The following is a 19955-nucleotide window of genomic DNA, read 5'->3' as shown; positions in this document are numbered from 1 at the left end:
GTTTACGGGCCGCAGGAAATAGTCATATGCAAATGTCAGATCACTACGCGCCTGCTAGGGCGCTGCCAGTAGGAAAGCCTTATAGGCGCATATGAAAAACCACCGGCTATGCCGGTGGATACTTTTTTTCTACTCATGCTTCAGCGTTAATTGAGCGCAAATTTCTCAATAGCAATAGCAACACCATCTTCATCATTACTTAGCGTAATATGATCTGCAATTATCTTAGTTTGCTCCATCGCATTGGCCATTGCTATACCGAGCCCGGCAAATTCCAACATGTGGTGATCATTCTCTGCATCACCCATGCATATTACTTGATCGGCCGTTATTGCTAAGTGATCAGCAATCGCTTTAACGCCAACACCTTTATTACTCTGAGTGTTGAGAAACTCTAAAAAGAATGGCGCACTCTGAACAATGGTAAATTGTTGGTACAGTTCTTCAGGCAATTTAGCCACCGTATCGCTCAGTAGGCTTGGTTCGGCGACGATCATAGCTTTGATAATTGGGTGGTCATCTTCCAGTTCGTCAAAGTCCATTTCAGTGATAGACAACCCATTGATTCTTGCTTCCAGTTCAGTGTATTCACTGATATGTGGTGTAATTAGACCGTGTATTTGGCTGAAGGCGTGCGTATTTACACCAAATTGGCTTGCCAGTTTTGCTACTTGTTTTGCTGATTTTCCGTCGATGATCTGGTGGTGGATGATTTCACCAGTACCAATGTTTTGCACCATAGAGCCGTTGTAATAGAGTACAAAATCATCGTTAGAGTTCAGATTAAGTTCTTCCAATTTATCGCGCATACCGTCTATTGGGCGACCAGATGCAAGTACCACGGTGATACCTTGCTCCCGAGCTTTGGCGATAGCTTGCTTGGTTCTTTCTGTAATTTGCTTTTTGCTATTGAGTAGTGTGCCATCCATGTCTAATGCGATGAGTTTGTACATGTCTTACCTAAATTTAAAAAAGAAGAAGTGTGCAGCTTATTCAAGTTAGGATTCCAGTGCCACTGATTTAAGCAATTTTTTAGTTAATAGCGGGGGATTAATTTGACCTGAAGCTGGGCTTCCATTAAGGTCAGCGACCTATATTTTTGATAGCAAGTTAGGCTGAGTTTACGTTGTACAAAATTAACGAAATGTTCGAAACCATCCAAGGTGAAGGTGTTTATACTGGTGTGCCTTCTGTTTTTATTCGTCTGCAACAATGCCTTGTAGGATGTGCTTGGTGCGACACGAAACAAACTTGGGATGCTACGCCGCAAGATGAGTGCTCCACAGATGACATTTTAGCTAAGACTCAAGACAGCCCAATTTGGTGCTCAGCCAGTGCTAAACAGATTATTTCGCTTTATAAAAAACAGGGCTATCAAGCTAAGCATATTGTAATTACTGGTGGAGAGCCCTGTATCTATGATTTACGACCGCTAGCGCAAGCGTTTGAAGCAATAGGCTGTCAGTGTCAAATTGAGACAAGTGGAACATCTCCGATACAAACAACAGAAAAAACATGGGTTACGGTGTCACCCAAGGTGGCCATGAAAGGTAAATTACCCGTTTTAGATTCGGCGCTACTTCGAGCGAATGAAATTAAACACCCAGTGGCGACATCAAAAGATATCGATCAATTAGATGAGTTACTCTCAAGAGCAAATGTACCTACATCGACCATTATCGCCCTGCAACCGATCAGTCAAAAAGAGAGAGCAACGCAATTGTGTATTGATACATGTATTGCGAGAAATTGGCGTTTATCAATCCAAACTCATAAGTATCTCAGTATTGCATAGAGGATAAATCATGAAAAAAGCCGTTGTTGTATTTAGTGGTGGACAAGACTCGACTACCTGCTTGGTTCAAGCCTTAAGTGAGTTTGATGAAGTGCATGCAATTACTTTCGATTACGGTCAGCGTCATAAATTAGAAATTGAGATTGCCAAAGCGTTAGCAACAAAATTAGGTGTGGCGGCACATAAAGTCATGGATGTTGGCCTATTGAATGAATTAGCGATCAGCTCTTTGACCAGAGACGATATTCCTGTATCGCATGAGTTGCAAGACAATGGTCTACCAAACTCCTTCGTACCTGGCCGCAATATTTTATTTCTAACTTTAGCGGGTATTTACGCCTACCAAATTGGTGCAGATACTGTTATTACTGGGGTTTGTGAAACTGATTTTTCAGGCTATCCGGACTGTCGCAATGACTTTGTTGAAGCAATGAATAGTGCTTTAGTACAAGGTATGGATCGTCAATTTAAGATCAGTACACCATTGATGTGGTTGAATAAAGCAGAAACGTGGGCGTTGGCTGATCAATACGATGCACTAGAGCTAGTGAGAAATGAAACGTTGACCTGTTACAACGGCATTATTGGCGATGGATGCGGCGATTGTCCATCATGTGAATTGCGTAAGGTTGGGTTAACCGATTACCTTGGCAATAAGTCGGAAATAATGAATGAGCTCAGACGCAAGCAGTGAACCGAAAGTGCTTATACCCTTCCGACTTGAAGTTGCAGCGGTGTTGGCTACATCCGCTTACCCTAATCACATAGTGTATCTATGCTCATGAGGATTTACTCACTTGCCGCCTACCTGCAACTTCAAGTGGTTTGGGTATAGTTGATAGGATAAAACGAAAATGCTCCACCTCAGGCGGAGCATTTATCTAAGATAACAGCTAATGGTTAAAGGTACATTTTAGCCAGATCAGCAGGCTCAACCTCTTTACCTTCTAAGCTTGCATTCCAATTTGTACCGATCAACACACCATCTTCATCCAGTGTAATGAGCCAATCTTCAACAAAAATATCTAAAGGAATTTCTAACACTTCAAAATCAGACCACTCTTCTACATTGTGAGTTTCTGCATCTTCTTTCGCAGACCAAAAAGGCATCACTTCACTGTTTTCGAATTCCGTAGAGTCGCATGCAAGCCAACCATCTTCGTTTTTTAGACCCCAAACTAATTGGGTTTCTTTTGTTTGTGCTACAAACAGTTCTAAGTTTGCTTGAAGGTCAGCAGTTAATTTGCTCATTATCTTTATCTCATAAGGTTATGACGTGGCAAGGATAGCATTTTGTGTTGTCAAACACATTACAATTTTAGAAAGTAAAAAGGGCAAAAATGCCCTTTATATCAATACCGTTTGCCGACTACTGGTCGCGTTTAGTGAAAATAGACCATTCTTCCTTAATCGAACCTTTATGACCAACAACGGTTGCAATCACTTTTCTGTTCATAGCACGGCTAACTTCATCATCGCCACTTTTGGCAAGGTTGGTATCACCAAAGCCAACGATACGAATCCGACTCTGGTCAATACCATGGCTAACTAAGGCATTTTTCACATTGTGAGCTCGCATTGTCGACAGTGATAAATTGTATTCAGCATTTCCTATTTTACTTGCATAACCTTGTAGCTCAATAGATGTTGATGGATACTGCTTTAAAAACTCTGACATTGAACGGATTTGTCCACGAAATACAGGATTAATATCTGCAGAGTTATTAGCAAACAAGATACTTAATTGAAGCTGTTCTTCGGCTTTAACATAGCTACCACATCCATCGTTATCAATATCTGATCTTAAAGGAGTATCAGGACACAGATCCCGCGCATCAATCACTCCATCTCTGTCGTCGTCTTGTAAATTATCAATCTGTATAGCTATAGGTGTCGTGAGATACTTATACTCATCATCAGCATATGAAGTTACAGAAATAATAAGTGATGAACTGGTCATGAGTGGTAATAAATATTTTAGCATCTTAATACTCCACTGTTTCATGCCATTCTTTCGGAGTCTCTACTCTTAATGCCGTTAACAGTGTACCAGTTGCATTCATTACGCGGTATTTTGCATATTGTTCATCATATTTAGTGTCTAAGTAGCCTTTGCGAGCTTCAAAAAGTTCGTTCTCGGTATTCAATACATCAAGTAATGAACGTTTACCCAAGCGGTATTGTTTTTCATATGCAATAACAGTATCAGATGCAGAATCGACATGATCAGCTAGAAATTCTTTTTGCTGTAAAGTTAAATCCAGTGCGCTCCAAGACAATTTTAACCCTTCTTCAACCGATCGGTAGGCTTTGTCTCTTAAATCTTTTGCTTTATTCATCTGATAGGCTGCACTTTCAGTACGATCTGAATCTGATCCACCGTTGTACAAATTATATTTCATCCGAAGCATGGCAGAAAATTCATTACTGCTACCTTCGACACCACCCGCGTCATCACGCCATGTCTGAGCTACTTCAAAAGAGAGTGTAGGGTAGTTTGTACCTTGACTTTGCTTATATTGAAATTTGGCTGAATCGACATCGGCCTGTGCGACTTTAATTACCGGATGATTCTTATACGCTTTGTCAATCGCTGAATCAATATTAAAGGGTAAAGCTGATTGGTCAGCACGAGGGAAAATTAACCCTTGAGGTGTCTGACCAACAATACGTTTGAACTTAGTATGTACATTAAACAAGTTATTCTGCGCGGCTAATAAATTTGCGTGTGCTTTTGCTAAACGCGCTTCAACCTGAGATAAATCAGCGGTAGAACCTATTCCTGATTCAACGCGTTTTTGAATATCACTATATATTTTTTTATGTATTGCTAGATTCGTTTCGGAAAGCGTTAGAATCTCAGAAGCTTTTATTGAGTCGAGATAGATCTTAGTCACTTCTAATGCTATGTCTTGCGCATCGGCAAATAGTTGAAAGCGCACGGATTCAGCCTCTGCTGAAGTTCGATCAATATCATTTAATGTAGATGAGCCATCCCAGATCAACTGAGTTAATGTTATCGTCGCATCTTTGCGAGTTAATTCATTGTCAATGCCTGATGTTAAATCTACAGCCTCGTAGCCTATACCAGCATCTAAATCAATCTTTGGTAAATAAGCTCCAGACGAAGCATCAGAGCTGTAACGTTTACTTACGTATTCGTTGAATGAACTCTTTATCCTTGGGTTGGTTGCTAGCGTTATTGAGACTGCCTGTTCCAGAGTCTGGCTATACGCAGAAATAGGAAGACTAAGTACTGTGACACAACTGAATATTTTAATTTTTTTCCAATTCACTTTGGTACTCCTCAAGGTGCTTACATTTCATTATCTAATACTACGGCATTGATTGTCTCATTAATGAGATGATTTATCGAAAACGCAAATAAAATAACATTAATAAACAATTATCCACCACCTGTACACAATCATATAACATAGTTTTGTTTAATCAAGGTGAGAGGAATCACTAACAAAGTTTAGATTAGTCTAACAATGCCAAAAAAACATCATTTACTGTGATGTTAGTATAATATATCAATGTGTAACTTAAGTCGCTATAATGCCAACTTTAATAATGCTGCATGAATAAGCATACTTTGTTTTCTAAGTGTTAAGTGCTAATACCAATCACATTAATTTTCGGGTCGTGACTCCAATCGGTTGATTCAAAGATAGAGTTCTCATTCAATGAATGTTCCGATCACCTTATCGTGCATCTTCTCCGATTTGGAAAAACCGATTGTTCTACGTACTAAACGTTTTAATCTGGAACGTAGGGTTAAATTGGTTCGCTCAATCCGTTGAGTGAACCTTTTGCCCACGACAGACTTTTCCCTTGGTAATTCCTTTGTGTAAACGCTGAAGTCATCGGTAAAAAAAGCTGATATCAAACGGCTTGAGCAAAGCGAGCAACGAGCGCAGAGCATCCGTACTACAGCTACCAAATGCATGAGCGATGATGCGCTTATAGCGAGGCTCCCAAGCATACCAAAGCCAGCGGTGATTTTTCTTTTTACCTACGAATGACCATTGCTCATCAACTTTACAGATTAGAGAGATGTTTGCTTTATCGAAGGGTATAGCGGTCACTTGCCTTGGCGAAAGTTTTTTAAAGTGCGTAGCACGGTGTTGTAGCCAACTTTTAAGACACGGCTTGTTTCTCTAACACCCGAGCTATTCATTGCCATATCAATAATTTGTTCTTTGACATTAGGCTTATATGCCTCGTAAGCGTAATCAAGCTGAAAGGAACGCTTACATTCTATGCAACGAAATCGCTGAAAGCCCGTTACCCCCTTGCCGTGTTTACGTACATGTTCAGTTTGGTTACAAAATCGACATTGAATGGTAGCCATGATTTCTTGTTTGAGGGTGAAAAGGTTACCATTTTAACACAAGTTCTTCATGTTGGAGTCACGACCAGAATTTTGGTGTCGAGGGTATTATGTAGATACGGTAGGAAAAAACACCGAGAAGATAAAAAGTTACATAAAGCACCAACTAGAGCAAGATAAAATGGGAGAGCAATTAGCGATCCCGTATTCAGGTAGCCCGTTTACGGGCCGCAGGAAATAGTCATATACAAATGTCAGATCACTACGCGCCTGCTAGGGCGCAGCCAGTAGGAGAGCCTTATAGGCGCATATAAAAAACCACCTACTTCAGTAGGTGGTTATCATTATGTTGTCTGGATATCTTTGGCTACTGCTAGAGTGAATAGTTGTTTGCTGTGCTTTGTATTATAAAACCTTACAAGCGAACCCTTTCAAATAAAAACCTTCAGGATAGGCTGAATCTGTAAGATGATCGGCAGCTTGCTCGAATCTTTCTACAAACTTAACGCTGCGGCCTGCATCCAAGGCGGCATCAGCAAGTATTTTTTGAAATAGGTCGGTTCCCATTAAGCCAGAGCATGAGTAGGTAAGTAGTGTTCCACCTGGCTTTAAAATTTGCATGGCGAGCATGTTAATATCTTTATAACCATTTGCCCCTGACGTTAAGTTATTTTTGCTCGATACAAATTTTGGTGGGTCCATGATGACCACATCAAATTGTGTACCTTGATCACGGTACTCACGTAGCAATTTAAAAACATCGGCATTCAGGAAAACGGCTCGTTTTTTAGAAATATCAAAATTGTTAATTTCAGCATTATATTTAGCGGTATCTAGTGCTGGTTGAGATACGTCGGCATTGATAACACGCTGTGCACCACCTTTTAGGGCGTACAGGCCAAAACCTCCTGTGTAGGAAAAGCAGTTAAGAACCTCTTTATTTTTAACATATTTTAAAGACTTTTGGCGGCTATCTCGTTGATCAAGGTAGAAACCAGTTTTGTGTCCACCAATAATATCGACGCTTATTTTTACCCCATTTTCTTCAATGATGACTGATTTTGGCGGTTCTTGACCGTGAAGCACACCAGTTGTTTCTTCAAGACCTTCTTTTTTACGCACCGCGACATCTGAGCGCTCGTAGATACTGCATTCAGGGAAAACTTGGATAAGGGCATCAACGAGCGAGGATTTGTGGAACTCGGCACCAGCACTAAGTAGTTGGCAAACTAGGTAGTCTTGATACTTATCGATGGTTATCCCAGGTAAGCCATCTGATTCAGCAGCAATAAGTCTAAAACCTGTCAAGCCATCTCGCGCGATAATATCTTCACGTACTAGTAAAGCGTCTTTGATTCGTTGAACAAAGAAATCCGTATCAATTTCTCTTTTGTCAAAGCTCCACACGCGCGCTCTAATTTGAGAGGTGGGGGAATAGGCTGCTTTAGCTAACCACTGGCCGTCATGGGTAAGTACATCTACCGTTTCACCGAGGCTAGGTTCACCTTCAACCTTATTGATTCCTCTCGAGAAAATCCAAGGATGTTTACGGCGTAAAGACTTTTCTCGGCCTTTTACTAGATAAATTGCAGGTGTCATAGGTTACTCGATGAAATATTCAAAATGGGGGCGTATTTTCATAGAAAAGGTTATGGAAAGCAAATAAAGAAACGGAGATACGCTATATGTTGGATTGCTAATTACTTGATCTTAAAAAGTCATCATTCATTACGATTTTTAATCAATGGGATATCTATCAATTCAAAGAGCATTTATCTATTCCATAATATTAAATAAATGATAGGTTTGTTGGGTTTAGGTTCAAATTACCAATGTATATGGTTTAGATGAGATAGCGAGGTGTTCATGGTGACTCAATGCGATAAATTTGTAGTCTCAGGAATAGTGCAAGGGGTTGGTTTTCGTTACCACACAGCACATTATGCCTTGAAACTAGGTTTAACAGGGTACGCTAAAAATTTAAATAATGCTGATGTAGAAGTGATAGCCGTTGGAGATAGCGACAAAATAGAACAGCTTTACCAATGGATTAAACAAGGACCAAAGACCGCGCAGGTTGAGTTTGTGATGCGTGAAAGTGGTTTTGCTTCTGAAAGTTTTAAAGGTTTTGAAATACGATAAGGCTATTTAGTGAGCCTTATCGTATATATCTTATAAGCACTTCGCGGGTTTAGGCAGGCCTGCAAGTTTGGTTGCTTGTTTAGCTGGGCCTTGTTTAAATAGCTTAAACAAATACTTACTATTACCTTTTTCTGGTCCATGTGCTTTTTCCATGGCCTTTACAAGCATGCGTACAGCAGGGGACGTATTAAATTCTTCATAAAATTGGCGAACAAAGTGAATGACTTCTAAATGCGCATCCGTCAATTCGATCTCTTCATGATTAGCTAAAATTTGGATCATGCCTTCTTCCCACTGAGTGTGGTCAAGCAGGTAACCTTGAGCGTCAGTTTCGATGATTTTACCGTTGTATTCGAACATGTGAGTTCCTCAAATAACGATTTGCCGCTAGGGTATATCACGGTATGTCTGATCTCAACTATTTAGAAAGTAAAAAGCCCGAAAGCGTTCGCTCCCGGGCTTTTTCTAAACGGCTAGACTAGTCGTCGTTCATTATACCTAGAATGCTCAGTAAGCTGATAAACAGGTTCAAAATATTCAAATACATTGAGATAGTTGCATTGATGTAGTTAGTCTCTTCACCTCGCACGATACGGCTTGTATCAAACAAAATAAAGCCAGAAAATACGAGTGCTGAAATGCTACTAATAGCAAGTTGAGCCACTGTTGAGCCAACAAAGATATTAATAAGTGCCGCAACAATAACGATGATAAGACCAGCCATTAAGAAACTTCTCATGAATGAAAAGTCTTTTTTAGTCGTTATGGTATAAGCGGATAGACCCATAAAAACTAGGCCAGTCAAACCTAACGCTTGAGCAATAATACTTGGACCATTTGGAATCGCCACATAATGGTTCAGCATTGGCCCCAAGGCACCACCCATTAATGTAGTAAATACAAATGTCCAAACGATACCTGAAGAAGAGTTAACTGCTTTAGGCATCACAAAGAAAAGGATTCCGATGGCGGCTAGTTGCATAACTAACGCCATCATTGATGATATTTGCATAGCCATGGTAGCCATTGCTGCAATAGCACTGGTCATTAGCGTCATTGAAAGTAAGAAGTACGTATTCTTCAATACTTTATTCGTTTGTAATGTGCTCTCTAAACTTGTTGAGCGAGTAAACATAGGGCTGTTCATAATCTTCCTCGTAAGGGTTTATGTCTTTAAGTACATTTATGGGGCTGAAAGTTCCATAAATCAAGCCCGATGTACCATTTCTTTCGTTCCATAATAGTAAAAATAGTCACGGACATGTTAATGAATGTGTAACATGATGTGTCGGTTAACATAAAAGAAAAAGAGGTGAAAAACACCTCTTTTATCAATTGGTTAGTAATTGGCAATCAAAGTTTGTTAATTAATGATGCAGAATTTGAGAAAGGAAGTTTCGAGTTCTGTCTGATTGCGGGTTTTCAAAGAACTCAACTGGGTTGTTTTCTTCGATGATTTCACCCGCATCCATAAAGATAACTCTATCGGCGACTTCTTTAGCAAAGCCCATTTCATGCGTCACACAAAGCATAGTCATGCCTTCTTCAGCCAACTCGACCATTACATCCAGTACTTCCCTAACCATCTCTGGGTCAAGCGCAGATGTTGGTTCATCAAATAACATGACTTGTGGGTTCATACATAATGAGCGAGCAATGGCAACACGTTGCTGCTGACCACCAGACAATTGACCTGGATATTTGTCCGCTTGATCTGGGATCTTCACCCTTTCTAAATACTTCATTGCGATAGCTTCGGCTTCGCCCTTAGGCATTTTCTTGACCCAAATAGGAGCTAGGGTGCAGTTTTCCAATACAGTCAGGTGAGGGAATAAATTAAAGTGTTGAAAACACATGCCGACTTCGCGGCGAACGGCTTCGATATTTTTTAAATCTTCAGTTAACTCATTGCCTGCAACGATAATTTGACCTTTTTGATGCTCTTCAAGTCGATTAATACAGCGAATCATGGTCGATTTACCTGAGCCGGAAGGGCCACAAATAACGATTTTTTCGCCTTTTTTCACTGTTAGATTGATGTTTTTCAGTACGTGAAACTCTCCGTACCATTTATTCATATCATTAATCTGAATCATGACTTCTTCAGAGGGAGCTAGTTTGTGTTGTTGCGTCATAATACGTCCTTGAATTCTTAATTATCGTTTGTGACCAGTGTGGAGTTTGTTTTCGAGCCATATCGAGTATCTCGACATACCAAAACAAAACACCCAGAACACTAACGCGACAAATATATAACTTTCGGTCGCAAAGCCTAACCATTCAGGGTCAGTATTTGCGGCTTGTCCAATGCCTAAAACGTCGAACATACCGATAATGAGTACCAAACTGGTATCTTTAAATAAACCAATGAAAGTATTCACAATTGATGGAATGGTGATTTTTAGCGCCTGAGGCAAAATAATTAAACTTATTTTTTTCCAGTAGCTCAAGCCAAGTGCATCTGCTGCTTCATATTGACCTTTTGGTATCGCTTGTAGGCCACCACGAATTACTTCAGCCATATAAGCCGCACTGAACATCACGACCCCGATCAGTGCGCGGATCAGCTTGTCGGTTTCTGAGCCTTCGGAAAGGAACAGCGGTAGCATAACCGACGCCATAAACAGTACAGTAATCAGAGGAACGCCACGCCACATTTCAATATATACAGTACACAAGCTACGTATAATTGGCATGTCTGAACGACGACCTAAAGCTAAGGCAACACCGATTGGTAATGACACCACAATACCAACCAAAGCGATGATCAACGTTACGAGTAAGCCACCCCACTTATGTGTATCAACAACTTCCAATCCAAAAAAACCACCGTACAGCAAAGCTGCAACCATGAATGGGTAGATATTGACAAAGAATAACCATATCCATGTTTTTTTCGGCGTTTTTTCATACGCAAGTAGTACAGTGAAAATTGCAAGTGTGAAATAGAAAAGGCGAGGGCGCCAAAGTTCAGTTTCAGGGTAAAAGCCGTACATGAACTGATCCCATCTAACACTGATAAATACCCAACACGCACCATCACGTGTGCAATCATTACGTGTACTGCCTATCCAATCGGCATCGAGTATTGCCCAGTTAAAGATATACCAAACCAATGATAGAGCCATATAACCGAGGACTAATGTCAGAACCGAGTTTACGGCGTTGTTAAAAAGGTTTTTTCGTAACCAACCGACCAGACCAACAGTATTAGCAGGTGGCGGAAGGCTAGGCTGAAATTGATGTACTTTCATCTTATCTCTCCACCAAAGCAACTTTACGGTTATAAATGTTCATTAACGCTGAGGTAACCAAGCTTAGTGTCAGGTAAACCCCCATCGTCATCGCGATAATTTCAATGGCTTGCCCAGTCTGGTTGAGTGTTGTTCCTGCAAAAACAGATACTAAGTCTGGATAACCTATTGCCATAGCTAACGATGAGTTTTTCGTTAAGTTTAAGTACTGGCTGGTTAACGGTGGGATGATGATGCGTAGTGCCTGTGGAATTACAACCAGTTTCAATGTTTTTGATCTTGGTAAGCCAAGAGACATGGCAGCTTCTGATTGACCGTGATTAACGGCATTGATACCAGAACGAACGATCTCAGCGATAAATGCGGCCGTATAAATACTGAGTGCGACAAGTAAAGCGGCCAATTCGGGGATAATACTGATACCACCTTGGAAGTTGAACCCTTTTAGTGCTGGGTATTCCGCAGAGATAGGTCGCCCCATAATAAAATAAACAACAACGGGCAGAATGACACACAGTGCGAAAATTATTCTAGCCATTGGTGTTTGTTGGCCAGTTAAACTTTGTCTGTTTCTAGCCCATATACCGATAATGATTGAAGCTATCAACCCGGCGATGAAGGTAAAAAATATCGCTGAACTGCCTGCTTCAAAAACCGGTGAGGGAAAGAATAGGCCTCGAACGTTAAGGAAAATTGAATCTCCTAACTGCATGCTTTGTCTTGGTGAAGGCAGTGCTTGTAAAACGGCAAAATACCAAAAGAAAATTTGTAACAGCAAAGGAATATTACGGAATGTTTCAATGTATACAGCAGCTAATCGACTCACCAGCCAGTTCGATGACAAACGAGCAATCCCAATAAAGAAACCAAGGATGGTTGCTAGAATAACACCAAGCAAGGAAACCAAAGCCGTATTTAAAAGACCAACAACAAAGGTGCGTCCATAAGAGAATGTTTCATCATATTCAACAAGAGTTAGGCCAATCCCAAAGCCAGCCTCTTGATCTAAAAAATCAAAGCCGGTCGCGATACCGCGAGCGTCTAAATTCGAAAGTGCATTTGACACAATGGTATAAAAGAAAAAGCCCAATACCGATACTGTTATGACTTGAAATACGACTGATCGAAAGGTGGGATTATAGAACAGGTTTGCGCTTTTCGCCGAGGGAACCTCAGACTTAGCCGCAATAGTATTAGTAGGTTTCATACAACTATAACCTCAAATCCATTTTCTAAAAAAGGCGGCCGAAACCGCCCATTTGGGTTTGTTTCACTATTAACGGAGTGGTGGAGCGTACATAAAGCCGCCAGCGTTCCACAAAGCATTTACACCACGTGAGATTTGTAGTGGGGAACCAGTACCAACAGTGCGCTCAAAACTTTCACCGTAGTTACCGACTTGTTTCACGATTTGGTAACCCCAGTCATCACGAATCCCTAAACCTTTACCTTTAGGTCCATCAAGGCCAAGGATACGTTTGATATTTGGATCATTTGACTTGAGCATTTCATCAGCATTTTTAGACGTGATGCCATATTCTTCAGCGTTAATCATTGCATTTAACGTCCATTTTGTAACGTTGAACCATTTGTCATCGTCTTGACGTACTACTGGACCGAGAGGCTCTTTAGAAATAATTTCCGGAAGTACAACCGCTACATTAGGGTCTTGTAAATTTAGGCGAAGGGCGTATAGGCCTGATTGGTCAGTCGTTAACACATCACAGCGACCAGCATCGAAACCTTTCGAAGTTTGAGCGGCAGTATCAAATACAACTGGCTTGTAGCTCATGCCGCTGTTACGGAAGTAATCGGCTAGGTTAAGCTCTGTTGTGGTGCCTGACTGAACACAAACAGATGCACCATCAAGTTCTTTAGCACTCTGGATACCAAGATCTTTCTTGACCATAAAGCCTTGGCCGTCGTAGTAGTTTACGCCAACGAAGTTAAGACCTAGGGCGCTATCACGTTGTAAAGTCCATGTTGTGTTACGTGAAAGAACATCGATTTCACCAGACTGAAGTGCTGTAAAGCGTTCTTTAGCGGTTAGTGGAACATATTTTACTTTTGACTTGTCACCAAGAACTGCAGCTGCAAGTGCTTGACAATATTCAACATCAATTCCTTCCCATTCACCTTTAGAGTTTGGGTTTGAGAAGCCCGGTAGGCCAGTACTTACCCCACAAGTCAAAACGCCTTGTGAAAGAACTTTATCTAGGGTGCTGTCTGCAGCAGAAGCTGTTGTCGCCATCATGGCTGTAGAAGCCGCTACAACTGAAGCAAGAAGTGTTAGTTTATTCGCCATTTGTATCCTTCCTGTATAATCCATGTTAAATCAGGTGACACCTGATGCAACGTAGTAAAAATGTTGTGTTTCTTATTTCATTGGCTGTATTTGCACACAAGAGCACATTTATAAATCAACCGTTTATAAGCGTAGATAAGGATTTGTATTTTCTCAAATTCATAATTTGAAAACATTTTTAATTAGAGTCACAAATCTAAGCTATGGTTAGAATGGCTAAATGTTAAGTAAATGTAAATAGCACGATAATGGTCAAGTGTAGGGCAACAGATGGAAGCAGTATCTTTATCTTTTAATATAAAATTAACATTTGCATAATCAGCTGGCTGTGGAGTTTTTCACTAGAACTTAGTGTTAATTCGGTCAATAATTATTTTGCAATGGATATTTGGTGTCGTCGTTGCCCTATTTTTGGTAGCATCTAGCGAATAGTTATTTACTTTATTCATGGAATGAAATGCAGTATTTTCCCCTGTTTCTAAATTTGAACGATAAACCGGTGTTGGTTGTTGGTGGTGGTGAAGTTGCGTGTCGAAAAGTCGATGCTTTAATCCGGGCTGGCGCTCTTGTCACGATTGTATCTCCTAAAATAGAGCCATACTTGTTAGAACTCGTTGAGCAAAAGCGTTGTCAATGGGTGCAAAATTTCTACTCATCCGAGTTACTCACTCGCGATTATTTGCAAGTATGGGCAACGACGGATAACCCATCGTTGAATCATCAAGTGCATAAAGATGCGAAAAATTCTCGAATTTTAGTCAATGTAGTTGACGATCAACCGTATTGTGATTTCATTACCCCTTCGATGATCGATCGTGGGCGAATTCAAATTGCGATCTCAAGTGGGGGAGCATCTCCAGTTTTAGTTCGTAATATCCGAGAAACACTAGAGGCAGTGTTACCACAAAACTTATCATTATTGGCAGATTTTGGCTCATCTAAGCGAAATTCAATCAAACAGTTGTTAGCTTCAGTGTCAGAACGACGTAAGTTTTGGGAAGAGTTTCTCGGTGAGCCTAAAGTTGAAAATGCAAAAAATAGAGAGGATTTGGAGGCGCTATACCAACAAGCTCTGAAGCAACCGATTGATAATGAAGGGCAATGCACATGGATCAGTTTTGGTGATGATGTAGAGTTATTACCGATTAAAGCGCTCCGTTATATGCAGCGTGCAGAGGTCGTATTCTTTGAAGAAAACTGTCCATTTGAGTTTATTGACCTCGTCCGTCGGGATGCGGAAAGGGAAAGTTTCCAAGATGCAGTTCAGCTTGCAGAAAAATTAAACCAAGCGAGAGCGGAAAAACGACGAATTTGTGTGTTGATGCCTAAGCAGGCAACAGATTACACACTGTTAATAGGGGCAGATTTAACCTTATAGCTATTAGCTGTTCGTTAGGTTTTAAGCTTCAATCGAGTATGCAAATTGCTTGCATAAAAAGAAGCCACCGGTATGCGGTGGCATTTTAAGTTAGTCTCGGAAGTTGTCGTATTGGAAGGGTTGTCCCATATCCGATTCACGCATAAGTGCGATTACCGACTGTAAGTCATCTCTCTTCTTACCTGTGACTCGTACTTTATCACCTTGGATTGATGCTTGAACTTTTAGCTTTGCATCTTTAATCGCTTTCACTACTTTCTTCGCCGTTAACGTATCCACTCCTTGCTTAAACTGTACATCTTTGTGCCAACGTCTGCCTGTACCAACGGCTTCTTTGGCATCTATGGAGTTTGCGTCTACTCCTCGTTTTGCAAGGTTTCCGCGTAAGATATCCATCATCTGATTCAGTTGGAAATCATGCTCTGCAGAGAGTTTTACGGTTTCATCTTTGAGTTCAAAACTGGCTTCAACATTTCTAAAGTCAAAGCGAGTTGCCAGTTCACGGTTTGCATTGTCGACAGCGTTACGAATTTCAACATTATCGACTTCTGAAACGATATCAAAAGAAGGCATGGTGGTTCCTTATATTTATTTTAAGTTGCGGCGGTCTGCGATTGCTTTAGCAAGCATATCAAGCATGGTCACTGTTTCATCCCAGCCTAAGCAAGGGTCAGTGATGGATTGGCCGTAAGTTAGGTTATCTAAGTCGTGCATTGGTTGATTACCTTCAATAATAAAGCTCTCCGCCATAATGCCTGCGACAAAATCTTTTCCTGCTCTAATTTGCGCACAAATATCAGCAGCAACCTCGATTTGTTTTCTGTGCTGCTTCTGGCAGTTGGCGTGACTGAAGTCAACAACAAGGCGCTGTGGTAGACCAAACTCAGCCAATTGCTGACAGGAATTCGCCACTGAATATGCATCAAAATTAGGCCCAGTATCCCCACCGCGTAAAATGACATGTCCATATGGATTACCACTGGTGCGGTATACTGTCATGCGGCCATTTTTATCTGGTGAGTAAAAATAGTGCGAAGCTTGTGCTGCACGAATAGCATCAATAGCAATTTTGATATTACCATTGGTACCATTTTTAAAGCCGACTGGGCATGAAAGTGCAGAGGCCATTTCACGGTGAATTTGAGATTCAGTTGTACGAGCACCGATCGCTCCCCAAGTGATGAGGTCAGCAATATATTGACCAGTGATCATATCGAGAAATTCAGTGGCTGTCGCTAAACCTAGCTTATTAATATCAAGCAACAACTGACGTGCTTTATTTAGGCCGGTTTCTAATGCGTATGAACCATCTAAGTTTGGATCGGTAATTAAGCCTTTCCACCCAATTACAGTTCTTGGTTTTTCAAAATAGGTACGCATAACAATGAAAAGCTCATTATCGTATTGAGCTTGAATTGAACTTAAACGGCGTGCGTAATCTAAAGCGGCTTCAGTATCATGAACTGAGCATGGTCCAACGATAACGAGTAGACGATCATCTTGACCTGTGAGGATATTTTCAATTTGACGGCGTGAGTTGGCAATACGCTCAGCAACATCATTTGTGATCGGATGCGCATTTCCAAGCTCTGCTGGTGTTGGCATTGGACCCATTGCTTGAGTTCTTAATTCATCTGTTTTTAATGGCATACTAAAGCCTGTACTCTTATTGCGAAGCGCTAAAGATAGCGGAATTGGCAAGAGGAATAAACTGTAAAACGGAAAACTTATTATCGACAATGCGTAAAGTGAAAATTTATTCAGTATATTTTCATAAATATTTACTTTTGTTCTTGTATTCGATCCTCGCTATAGGTATTTTCCAGATTAAGATAATAAAAAGTGTTAGGGAGCAGTAATGAGTTTGACACAAAACAGCACGATGCATGCACAGTTAGTTCTTGGTGACGCTCTTCCAGCGGCTATAGAAACGAGTGGAAACGCTCAACATCTTTATGTCTCACTGTCAGATATTATATTGGATTCGCTATTTTATCACCCATCGATTGAGCAACATTTTGCGAACTTATCAGAACTAGAACAAGAATCGGTGCAGTCGATTCTCAATGATAAAGAGGTTTCTGAGCACTTTACCGCGACGATAGTGGATAAAGTATTGTCAGCGGTGCAAGAATCACATCAAACGATTCGAGTTTGCTTAAGTGATGCTGATAGCTATGCATACAAAGCATTGCTTGGTGGCTGGGTTGAACCCGAGGAAGTCAACCCAGCCATGGGAGTGAGAGGTGTCTCTCGCTTTGCTTCTCAACAGTACGCAAAAGCATTCTCCTATGAGTGCTCGGTGGTTAAAGTTCTACGCAATGCGGGTGTGAATGTAGAAATTGTCGTGCCTTTTGTTAGAACATTGAGCGATGCGGCTACGATTATCGACCGTCTTGCAGAGCAAGGATTGCCGCGTGGTTTGCAAGGTTTGAAAGTACATTACTCTTGTGATGTGCCTTCGGCGGCGTTGTTAGCAGAGCGTTTAATGCACTATTTCGATGGCATCACAATTAATATTGATAATTTAACGCAATACACTTTGGGCATCGATAAGAACAATGCTGCACTTGCGCATCTATTTAATCCTGAAAGTGAAGCCGTTATTGCACTATTGGACTTAGCCGTCAAAGCTGCTTGCCAAGCCAAAAAGCCGATTCTAGTGGTTACGCAATCTCTAGTCGACTATCCAAAACTTCAAGAGCATTTAGTGGAAAATACACAAGCAGATGTTGTGGTAAAAATATAATGAATTCAGTTGAGCGTAGAATAGTTACGCTCAGCTCTTACTTTTAGTAACAATTTATTGACATTTATCGTGCTGTAATTTGAACTGGTCCGACAACTATATAAAAAGGTCAGTTTATATGCTCTCCCCACTTACCAAAGCAAACCTCTACTTAAGCCTATTTGGCTTTTTCAAAGTACCACTTATTTGGTCATGCCGTCCCAAAATTTTGCAGTTGAATGATCAGTCGGTTGAGATCAGAATTCCTTTAAAGCGGCGCAATAAAAACCACTTAAATAGTATGTATTTTGGTGTGCTTGCGGTTGGTGCTGATGTAGCAGGTGGTTTTATGGCCATGCATAAAGCAGAACAACGGGGCAGCAAAGTTTCTTTGGCTTTTAAAGCCTTACAGGCTGAATTCTTAAAACGTCCTGAGGCCGATGTGCATTTTCATTGTCATGACGGTCAGCTCATTGACAGCATGCTGGATGAAACAATAGCCACTGGGGAGCGTGTTAATCAGATAGTGAAAATTACCGCAACATGTCCTACTTTACATGGCGATGAAGTTATGGCTGAGTTTCTTTTGACGTTATCTCTAAAGCGAATAGGGAAGTAAAACTATTAGATTGAATTGGACGTTACCCATCCAATTCAATTTGTTCAACATCGACAATTTTGCTGCGATTAAGCACTATTTTCCAACGATAGTAGCGCGCTTTACCTTGGTGGTTATCTTCTTTAATGATCAAGTTTAGTAAGTGCCGTTTTTCAACGGACTCGCGGCTGACTTGCCCACCGTTTAATTGGTAGATTCTGTTTGAGCCTTTGTCTATTAAACGAGTGATGGAGCGGAGATCAACCTGTAGCGTTTCACGTGTTTCTTCATAGCCGCTCATAAAACGAGAAGTCGACATCTGTGTTTCGGATCGATAATGCAGTACCTGCTCCTCACGTTGGACTACTCTCTTTTTGCGTATCGATTTGATTCTATCGGGTAACTTATTGAGGTTCGTATAGTCTAGCCACTCTAGCTTATGTCCTACCGTTTTCCCTGTGGTTGGGTCTATATAACGGCGTTTCCACTTAGGTTTACCCCGACGAATCCAACGCCATAGTATGTCTCGTAAGTCGTCTTTAAAAATTTCGCGAAGCGCATAAACAAATGACATGGCGATGATGAAGGAAGCCGTAATTTCTCCCCAATAATCGCGAGCGGTAATTGCAATGATGGTAACAAAAAGCATGACTAATCCTGTTGCGATGCCTTTTACTGCCCGTTTCATATTACTACCCAAAGACGTTACTTTCTCATTGAGTACGATTGGGTGCTCAATCAATCGTCTAAGCAGACGCATTTTATTGCTTAACCGAGTGATGTCATCGCCAGCTTTTGCTGAATTGTAGTTATTTAGTTTACGGTGTGCTTGTTCTTTTTCGACTAAAGTAATTAAACGCTCTTTGATGGTTTTATAATCGCCATCACGATTCATATGTGCCACCAGCGAGAGAAACTTTTGTTCTGTGTACCAAGATAGGTAGTTATCGATGTTGGCGTAGTAGCGTTTTAAGTTTTCTTCGTAAGGAATGCTTCGACGTAACTTTTTAAGGATGTCCAAAGAGAGCTCAATGACGCTATCCACCTCACCTCCTGTGACGCTGTCACTCGTCGTGGTCAGATGAACCACTGCTTTGTCCAATGCAATCACATATTGATAAGCAAATAGGCTTAAACTGACGCGATATTGAGTCGAGGAGAGTCGACCGCGCTGGGCAAGGCGGCTATGCACCAAAGGCAGTAAAGTTTTATCACTGTAATAGGCACGTTTTTGATGGATAGAGCTATAGTAGAATTCTGACTCAGGGAGAATTTCGGGAGTTAAACCTAAATCACCAGGAATGAATAGATAAATGTCCAGATCAACCTCTTTGCTCTGGGACGTGGCATGTGAAATTTTAAGCGTAATCGCGTCTTGTTTATCTACATTAACCAAAGAAAGCTCCTGAAAAAATTACT

21 protein-coding genes and 2 pseudogenes are annotated in these 19955 nt (G+C 40.9%); 7 read left to right on the top strand and 16 right to left on the bottom strand.

Annotation, left to right across the window (positions count from 1 at the left end; genetic code table 11):
* Positions 1 to 146 precede the first annotated feature (146 nt).
* Positions 147 to 953, bottom strand: coding sequence for a Cof-type HAD-IIB family hydrolase (locus tag AACW06_RS02835; protein ID WP_192073893.1), 807 nt, complete (start codon positions 951 to 953; stop codon positions 147 to 149).
* A gap of 191 nt (positions 954 to 1144) precedes the next feature.
* Between AACW06_RS02835 and queE the strand changes: the two genes are divergently transcribed.
* Together queE and queC are read left to right on the top strand one after the other, a co-directional pair.
* Positions 1145 to 1795, top strand: coding sequence for a 7-carboxy-7-deazaguanine synthase QueE (queE, locus tag AACW06_RS02830; RefSeq protein WP_192073902.1), 651 nt, complete (start codon positions 1145 to 1147; stop codon positions 1793 to 1795).
* A gap of 10 nt (positions 1796 to 1805) precedes the next feature.
* Positions 1806 to 2489, top strand: a complete 684-nt coding sequence (gene queC / locus AACW06_RS02825; RefSeq protein ID WP_192073892.1) for a 7-cyano-7-deazaguanine synthase QueC — start codon at positions 1806 to 1808, stop codon at positions 2487 to 2489.
* A 206-nt stretch (positions 2490 to 2695) separates the two neighbouring features.
* On the opposite strand, the gene AACW06_RS02820 is transcribed toward queC, so the two are convergent.
* The 5 genes and pseudogenes from AACW06_RS02820 to AACW06_RS20920 all read right to left on the bottom strand — a co-directional run bounded on the left by AACW06_RS02820 (position 2696) and on the right by AACW06_RS20920 (position 6152).
* Positions 2696 to 3046, bottom strand: a complete 351-nt coding sequence (locus AACW06_RS02820) for a DUF2750 domain-containing protein (RefSeq protein ID WP_053309854.1) — start codon at positions 3044 to 3046, stop codon at positions 2696 to 2698.
* 118 nt (positions 3047 to 3164) lie between these two features.
* Positions 3165 to 3800, bottom strand: coding sequence for an OmpA family protein (locus tag AACW06_RS02815; protein ID WP_192073891.1), 636 nt, complete (start codon positions 3798 to 3800; stop codon positions 3165 to 3167).
* Positions 3781 to 5091 (bottom strand): TolC family outer membrane protein, encoded by a 1311-nt coding sequence (locus AACW06_RS02810; RefSeq protein WP_192073890.1) that lies wholly within the window; start codon positions 5089 to 5091, stop codon positions 3781 to 3783. Before AACW06_RS02810 ends, AACW06_RS02815 begins: the two co-directional genes overlap by 20 nt.
* 386 nt (positions 5092 to 5477) lie before the next feature.
* Positions 5478 to 5886 (bottom strand): annotated as a pseudogene (locus tag AACW06_RS20925) (IS1 family transposase).
* Positions 5883 to 6152, bottom strand: a complete 270-nt coding sequence (locus AACW06_RS20920) for an IS1-like element transposase (RefSeq protein ID WP_443262696.1) — start codon at positions 6150 to 6152, stop codon at positions 5883 to 5885. The pseudogene AACW06_RS20925 and the gene AACW06_RS20920 overlap by 4 nt, the downstream one beginning before the upstream one ends.
* Positions 6153 to 6219: 67 nt before the next feature.
* Here AACW06_RS20920 and AACW06_RS02800 point away from each other — a divergent pair.
* Positions 6220 to 6372: pseudogene (locus tag AACW06_RS02800) on the top strand (IS200/IS605 family transposase); the annotation flags it as partial.
* A 164-nt stretch (positions 6373 to 6536) separates the two neighbouring features.
* Here AACW06_RS02800 and AACW06_RS02795 read toward each other — a convergent pair.
* A complete protein-coding gene (locus AACW06_RS02795) occupies positions 6537 to 7730 on the bottom strand; it encodes a class I SAM-dependent methyltransferase (protein ID WP_192073889.1) in 1194 nt (397 codons plus the stop codon).
* 267 nt (positions 7731 to 7997) lie between these two features.
* On the opposite strand from AACW06_RS02795, the gene yccX reads away from it, so the two are divergent.
* Positions 7998 to 8273: an acylphosphatase gene (gene yccX, locus AACW06_RS02790; RefSeq protein WP_192073888.1), complete on the top strand. Its 276-nt coding sequence runs from the start codon at positions 7998 to 8000 to the stop codon at positions 8271 to 8273.
* 30 nt (positions 8274 to 8303) lie between these two features.
* Here the strand turns inward: yccX and AACW06_RS02785 are convergent, their stop codons facing one another.
* The 6 genes from AACW06_RS02785 to AACW06_RS02760 form a co-directional block, all read right to left on the bottom strand.
* The gene (locus AACW06_RS02785; protein WP_053311585.1) at positions 8304 to 8633 is read right to left on the bottom strand and encodes a TusE/DsrC/DsvC family sulfur relay protein; all 330 of its coding nucleotides are present in this window, start codon (positions 8631 to 8633) and stop codon (positions 8304 to 8306) included.
* A gap of 118 nt (positions 8634 to 8751) precedes the next feature.
* On the bottom strand, positions 8752 to 9420 hold the full coding sequence (locus AACW06_RS02780) for a Bax inhibitor-1/YccA family protein (RefSeq protein ID WP_192073887.1): 669 nt from the start codon (positions 9418 to 9420) through the stop codon (positions 8752 to 8754).
* 220 nt (positions 9421 to 9640) lie between these two features.
* Entirely contained in the window at positions 9641 to 10408 is a 768-nt protein-coding gene (locus AACW06_RS02775) for an amino acid ABC transporter ATP-binding protein (RefSeq protein ID WP_053311583.1), read from the bottom strand.
* A 21-nt stretch (positions 10409 to 10429) separates the two neighbouring features.
* On the bottom strand, positions 10430 to 11527 hold the full coding sequence (locus AACW06_RS02770) for an amino acid ABC transporter permease (protein ID WP_192073886.1): 1098 nt from the start codon (positions 11525 to 11527) through the stop codon (positions 10430 to 10432).
* Position 11528: 1 nt separating this feature from the next.
* Positions 11529 to 12734 carry an amino acid ABC transporter permease gene (locus AACW06_RS02765; protein WP_192073885.1) on the bottom strand — a complete coding sequence of 402 codons (1206 nt, stop codon included), beginning with the start codon at positions 12732 to 12734 and terminating at the stop codon, positions 11529 to 11531.
* Between the two features lie 69 nt (positions 12735 to 12803).
* Positions 12804 to 13832 carry an amino acid ABC transporter substrate-binding protein gene (locus AACW06_RS02760; protein WP_192073884.1) on the bottom strand — a complete coding sequence of 343 codons (1029 nt, stop codon included), beginning with the start codon at positions 13830 to 13832 and terminating at the stop codon, positions 12804 to 12806.
* Between the two features lie 457 nt (positions 13833 to 14289).
* On the opposite strand from AACW06_RS02760, the gene AACW06_RS02755 reads away from it, so the two are divergent.
* Positions 14290 to 15210, top strand: coding sequence for a precorrin-2 dehydrogenase/sirohydrochlorin ferrochelatase family protein (locus AACW06_RS02755; protein WP_192073883.1), 921 nt, complete (start codon positions 14290 to 14292; stop codon positions 15208 to 15210).
* A gap of 90 nt (positions 15211 to 15300) precedes the next feature.
* On the opposite strand, the gene AACW06_RS02750 is transcribed toward AACW06_RS02755, so the two are convergent.
* Both AACW06_RS02750 and AACW06_RS02745 read right to left on the bottom strand, forming a co-directional pair.
* Positions 15301 to 15783 (bottom strand): YajQ family cyclic di-GMP-binding protein, encoded by a 483-nt coding sequence (locus AACW06_RS02750; protein WP_192073882.1) that lies wholly within the window; start codon positions 15781 to 15783, stop codon positions 15301 to 15303.
* A 15-nt stretch (positions 15784 to 15798) separates the two neighbouring features.
* Entirely contained in the window at positions 15799 to 16860 is a 1062-nt protein-coding gene (locus AACW06_RS02745; RefSeq protein ID WP_192073881.1) for a 3-deoxy-7-phosphoheptulonate synthase, read from the bottom strand.
* 208 nt (positions 16861 to 17068) lie between these two features.
* Here AACW06_RS02745 and AACW06_RS02740 point away from each other — a divergent pair, with 208 nt between their 5' ends.
* Both AACW06_RS02740 and AACW06_RS02735 read left to right on the top strand, forming a co-directional pair.
* The gene (locus tag AACW06_RS02740) at positions 17069 to 17959 is read left to right on the top strand and encodes a putative PEP-binding protein (RefSeq protein WP_192073880.1); all 891 of its coding nucleotides are present in this window, start codon (positions 17069 to 17071) and stop codon (positions 17957 to 17959) included.
* A gap of 118 nt (positions 17960 to 18077) precedes the next feature.
* Complete coding sequence (locus AACW06_RS02735; RefSeq protein WP_053311574.1) at positions 18078 to 18557, top strand: PaaI family thioesterase; 480 nt, start codon at positions 18078 to 18080, stop codon at positions 18555 to 18557.
* Between the two features lie 22 nt (positions 18558 to 18579).
* On the opposite strand, the gene AACW06_RS02730 is transcribed toward AACW06_RS02735, so the two are convergent.
* The gene (locus AACW06_RS02730; protein ID WP_192073879.1) at positions 18580 to 19932 is read right to left on the bottom strand and encodes a hypothetical protein; all 1353 of its coding nucleotides are present in this window, start codon (positions 19930 to 19932) and stop codon (positions 18580 to 18582) included.
* Between the last annotated feature and the right edge of the window lie 23 nt (positions 19933 to 19955).

Origin of the sequence: Vibrio sp. S12_S33, assembly GCF_963889785.1 — a bacterium.
In the GTDB taxonomy this organism is placed as follows: Bacteria; Pseudomonadota; Gammaproteobacteria; order Enterobacterales; family Vibrionaceae; genus Vibrio; species Vibrio aestuarianus.
Note: the sequence above shows the minus strand (reverse complement) of the source record. Positions and strands in the feature narration are given on the sequence as shown.

What these genes read in the sequence shown, in the direction of transcription:
- AACW06_RS02835 (WP_192073893.1), bottom strand. Translation starts at nt 953, where the DNA reads ATGTACAAACTCATCGCATTAGACATGGATGGCACACTACTCAATAGC.
- queE (WP_192073902.1), top strand. Translation starts at nt 1,145, where the DNA reads ATGTTCGAAACCATCCAAGGTGAAGGTGTTTATACTGGTGTGCCTTCT.
- queC (WP_192073892.1), top strand. Translation starts at nt 1,806, where the DNA reads ATGAAAAAAGCCGTTGTTGTATTTAGTGGTGGACAAGACTCGACTACC.
- AACW06_RS02820 (WP_053309854.1), bottom strand. Translation starts at nt 3,046, where the DNA reads ATGAGCAAATTAACTGCTGACCTTCAAGCAAACTTAGAACTGTTTGTA.
- AACW06_RS02815 (WP_192073891.1), bottom strand. Translation starts at nt 3,800, where the DNA reads ATGAAACAGTGGAGTATTAAGATGCTAAAATATTTATTACCACTCATG.
- AACW06_RS20920 (WP_443262696.1), bottom strand. Translation starts at nt 6,152, where the DNA reads ATGGCTACCATTCAATGTCGATTTTGTAACCAAACTGAACATGTACGT.
- AACW06_RS02795 (WP_192073889.1), bottom strand. Translation starts at nt 7,730, where the DNA reads ATGACACCTGCAATTTATCTAGTAAAAGGCCGAGAAAAGTCTTTACGC.
- yccX (WP_192073888.1), top strand. Translation starts at nt 7,998, where the DNA reads ATGGTGACTCAATGCGATAAATTTGTAGTCTCAGGAATAGTGCAAGGG.
- AACW06_RS02785 (WP_053311585.1), bottom strand. Translation starts at nt 8,633, where the DNA reads ATGTTCGAATACAACGGTAAAATCATCGAAACTGACGCTCAAGGTTAC.
- AACW06_RS02780 (WP_192073887.1), bottom strand. Translation starts at nt 9,420, where the DNA reads ATGAACAGCCCTATGTTTACTCGCTCAACAAGTTTAGAGAGCACATTA.
- AACW06_RS02775 (WP_053311583.1), bottom strand. Translation starts at nt 10,408, where the DNA reads ATGACGCAACAACACAAACTAGCTCCCTCTGAAGAAGTCATGATTCAG.
- AACW06_RS02770 (WP_192073886.1), bottom strand. Translation starts at nt 11,527, where the DNA reads ATGAAAGTACATCAATTTCAGCCTAGCCTTCCGCCACCTGCTAATACT.
- AACW06_RS02765 (WP_192073885.1), bottom strand. Translation starts at nt 12,734, where the DNA reads ATGAAACCTACTAATACTATTGCGGCTAAGTCTGAGGTTCCCTCGGCG.
- AACW06_RS02760 (WP_192073884.1), bottom strand. Translation starts at nt 13,832, where the DNA reads ATGGCGAATAAACTAACACTTCTTGCTTCAGTTGTAGCGGCTTCTACA.
- AACW06_RS02755 (WP_192073883.1), top strand. Translation starts at nt 14,290, where the DNA reads ATGCAGTATTTTCCCCTGTTTCTAAATTTGAACGATAAACCGGTGTTG.
- AACW06_RS02750 (WP_192073882.1), bottom strand. Translation starts at nt 15,783, where the DNA reads ATGCCTTCTTTTGATATCGTTTCAGAAGTCGATAATGTTGAAATTCGT.
- AACW06_RS02745 (WP_192073881.1), bottom strand. Translation starts at nt 16,860, where the DNA reads ATGCCATTAAAAACAGATGAATTAAGAACTCAAGCAATGGGTCCAATG.
- AACW06_RS02740 (WP_192073880.1), top strand. Translation starts at nt 17,069, where the DNA reads ATGAGTTTGACACAAAACAGCACGATGCATGCACAGTTAGTTCTTGGT.
- AACW06_RS02735 (WP_053311574.1), top strand. Translation starts at nt 18,078, where the DNA reads ATGCTCTCCCCACTTACCAAAGCAAACCTCTACTTAAGCCTATTTGGC.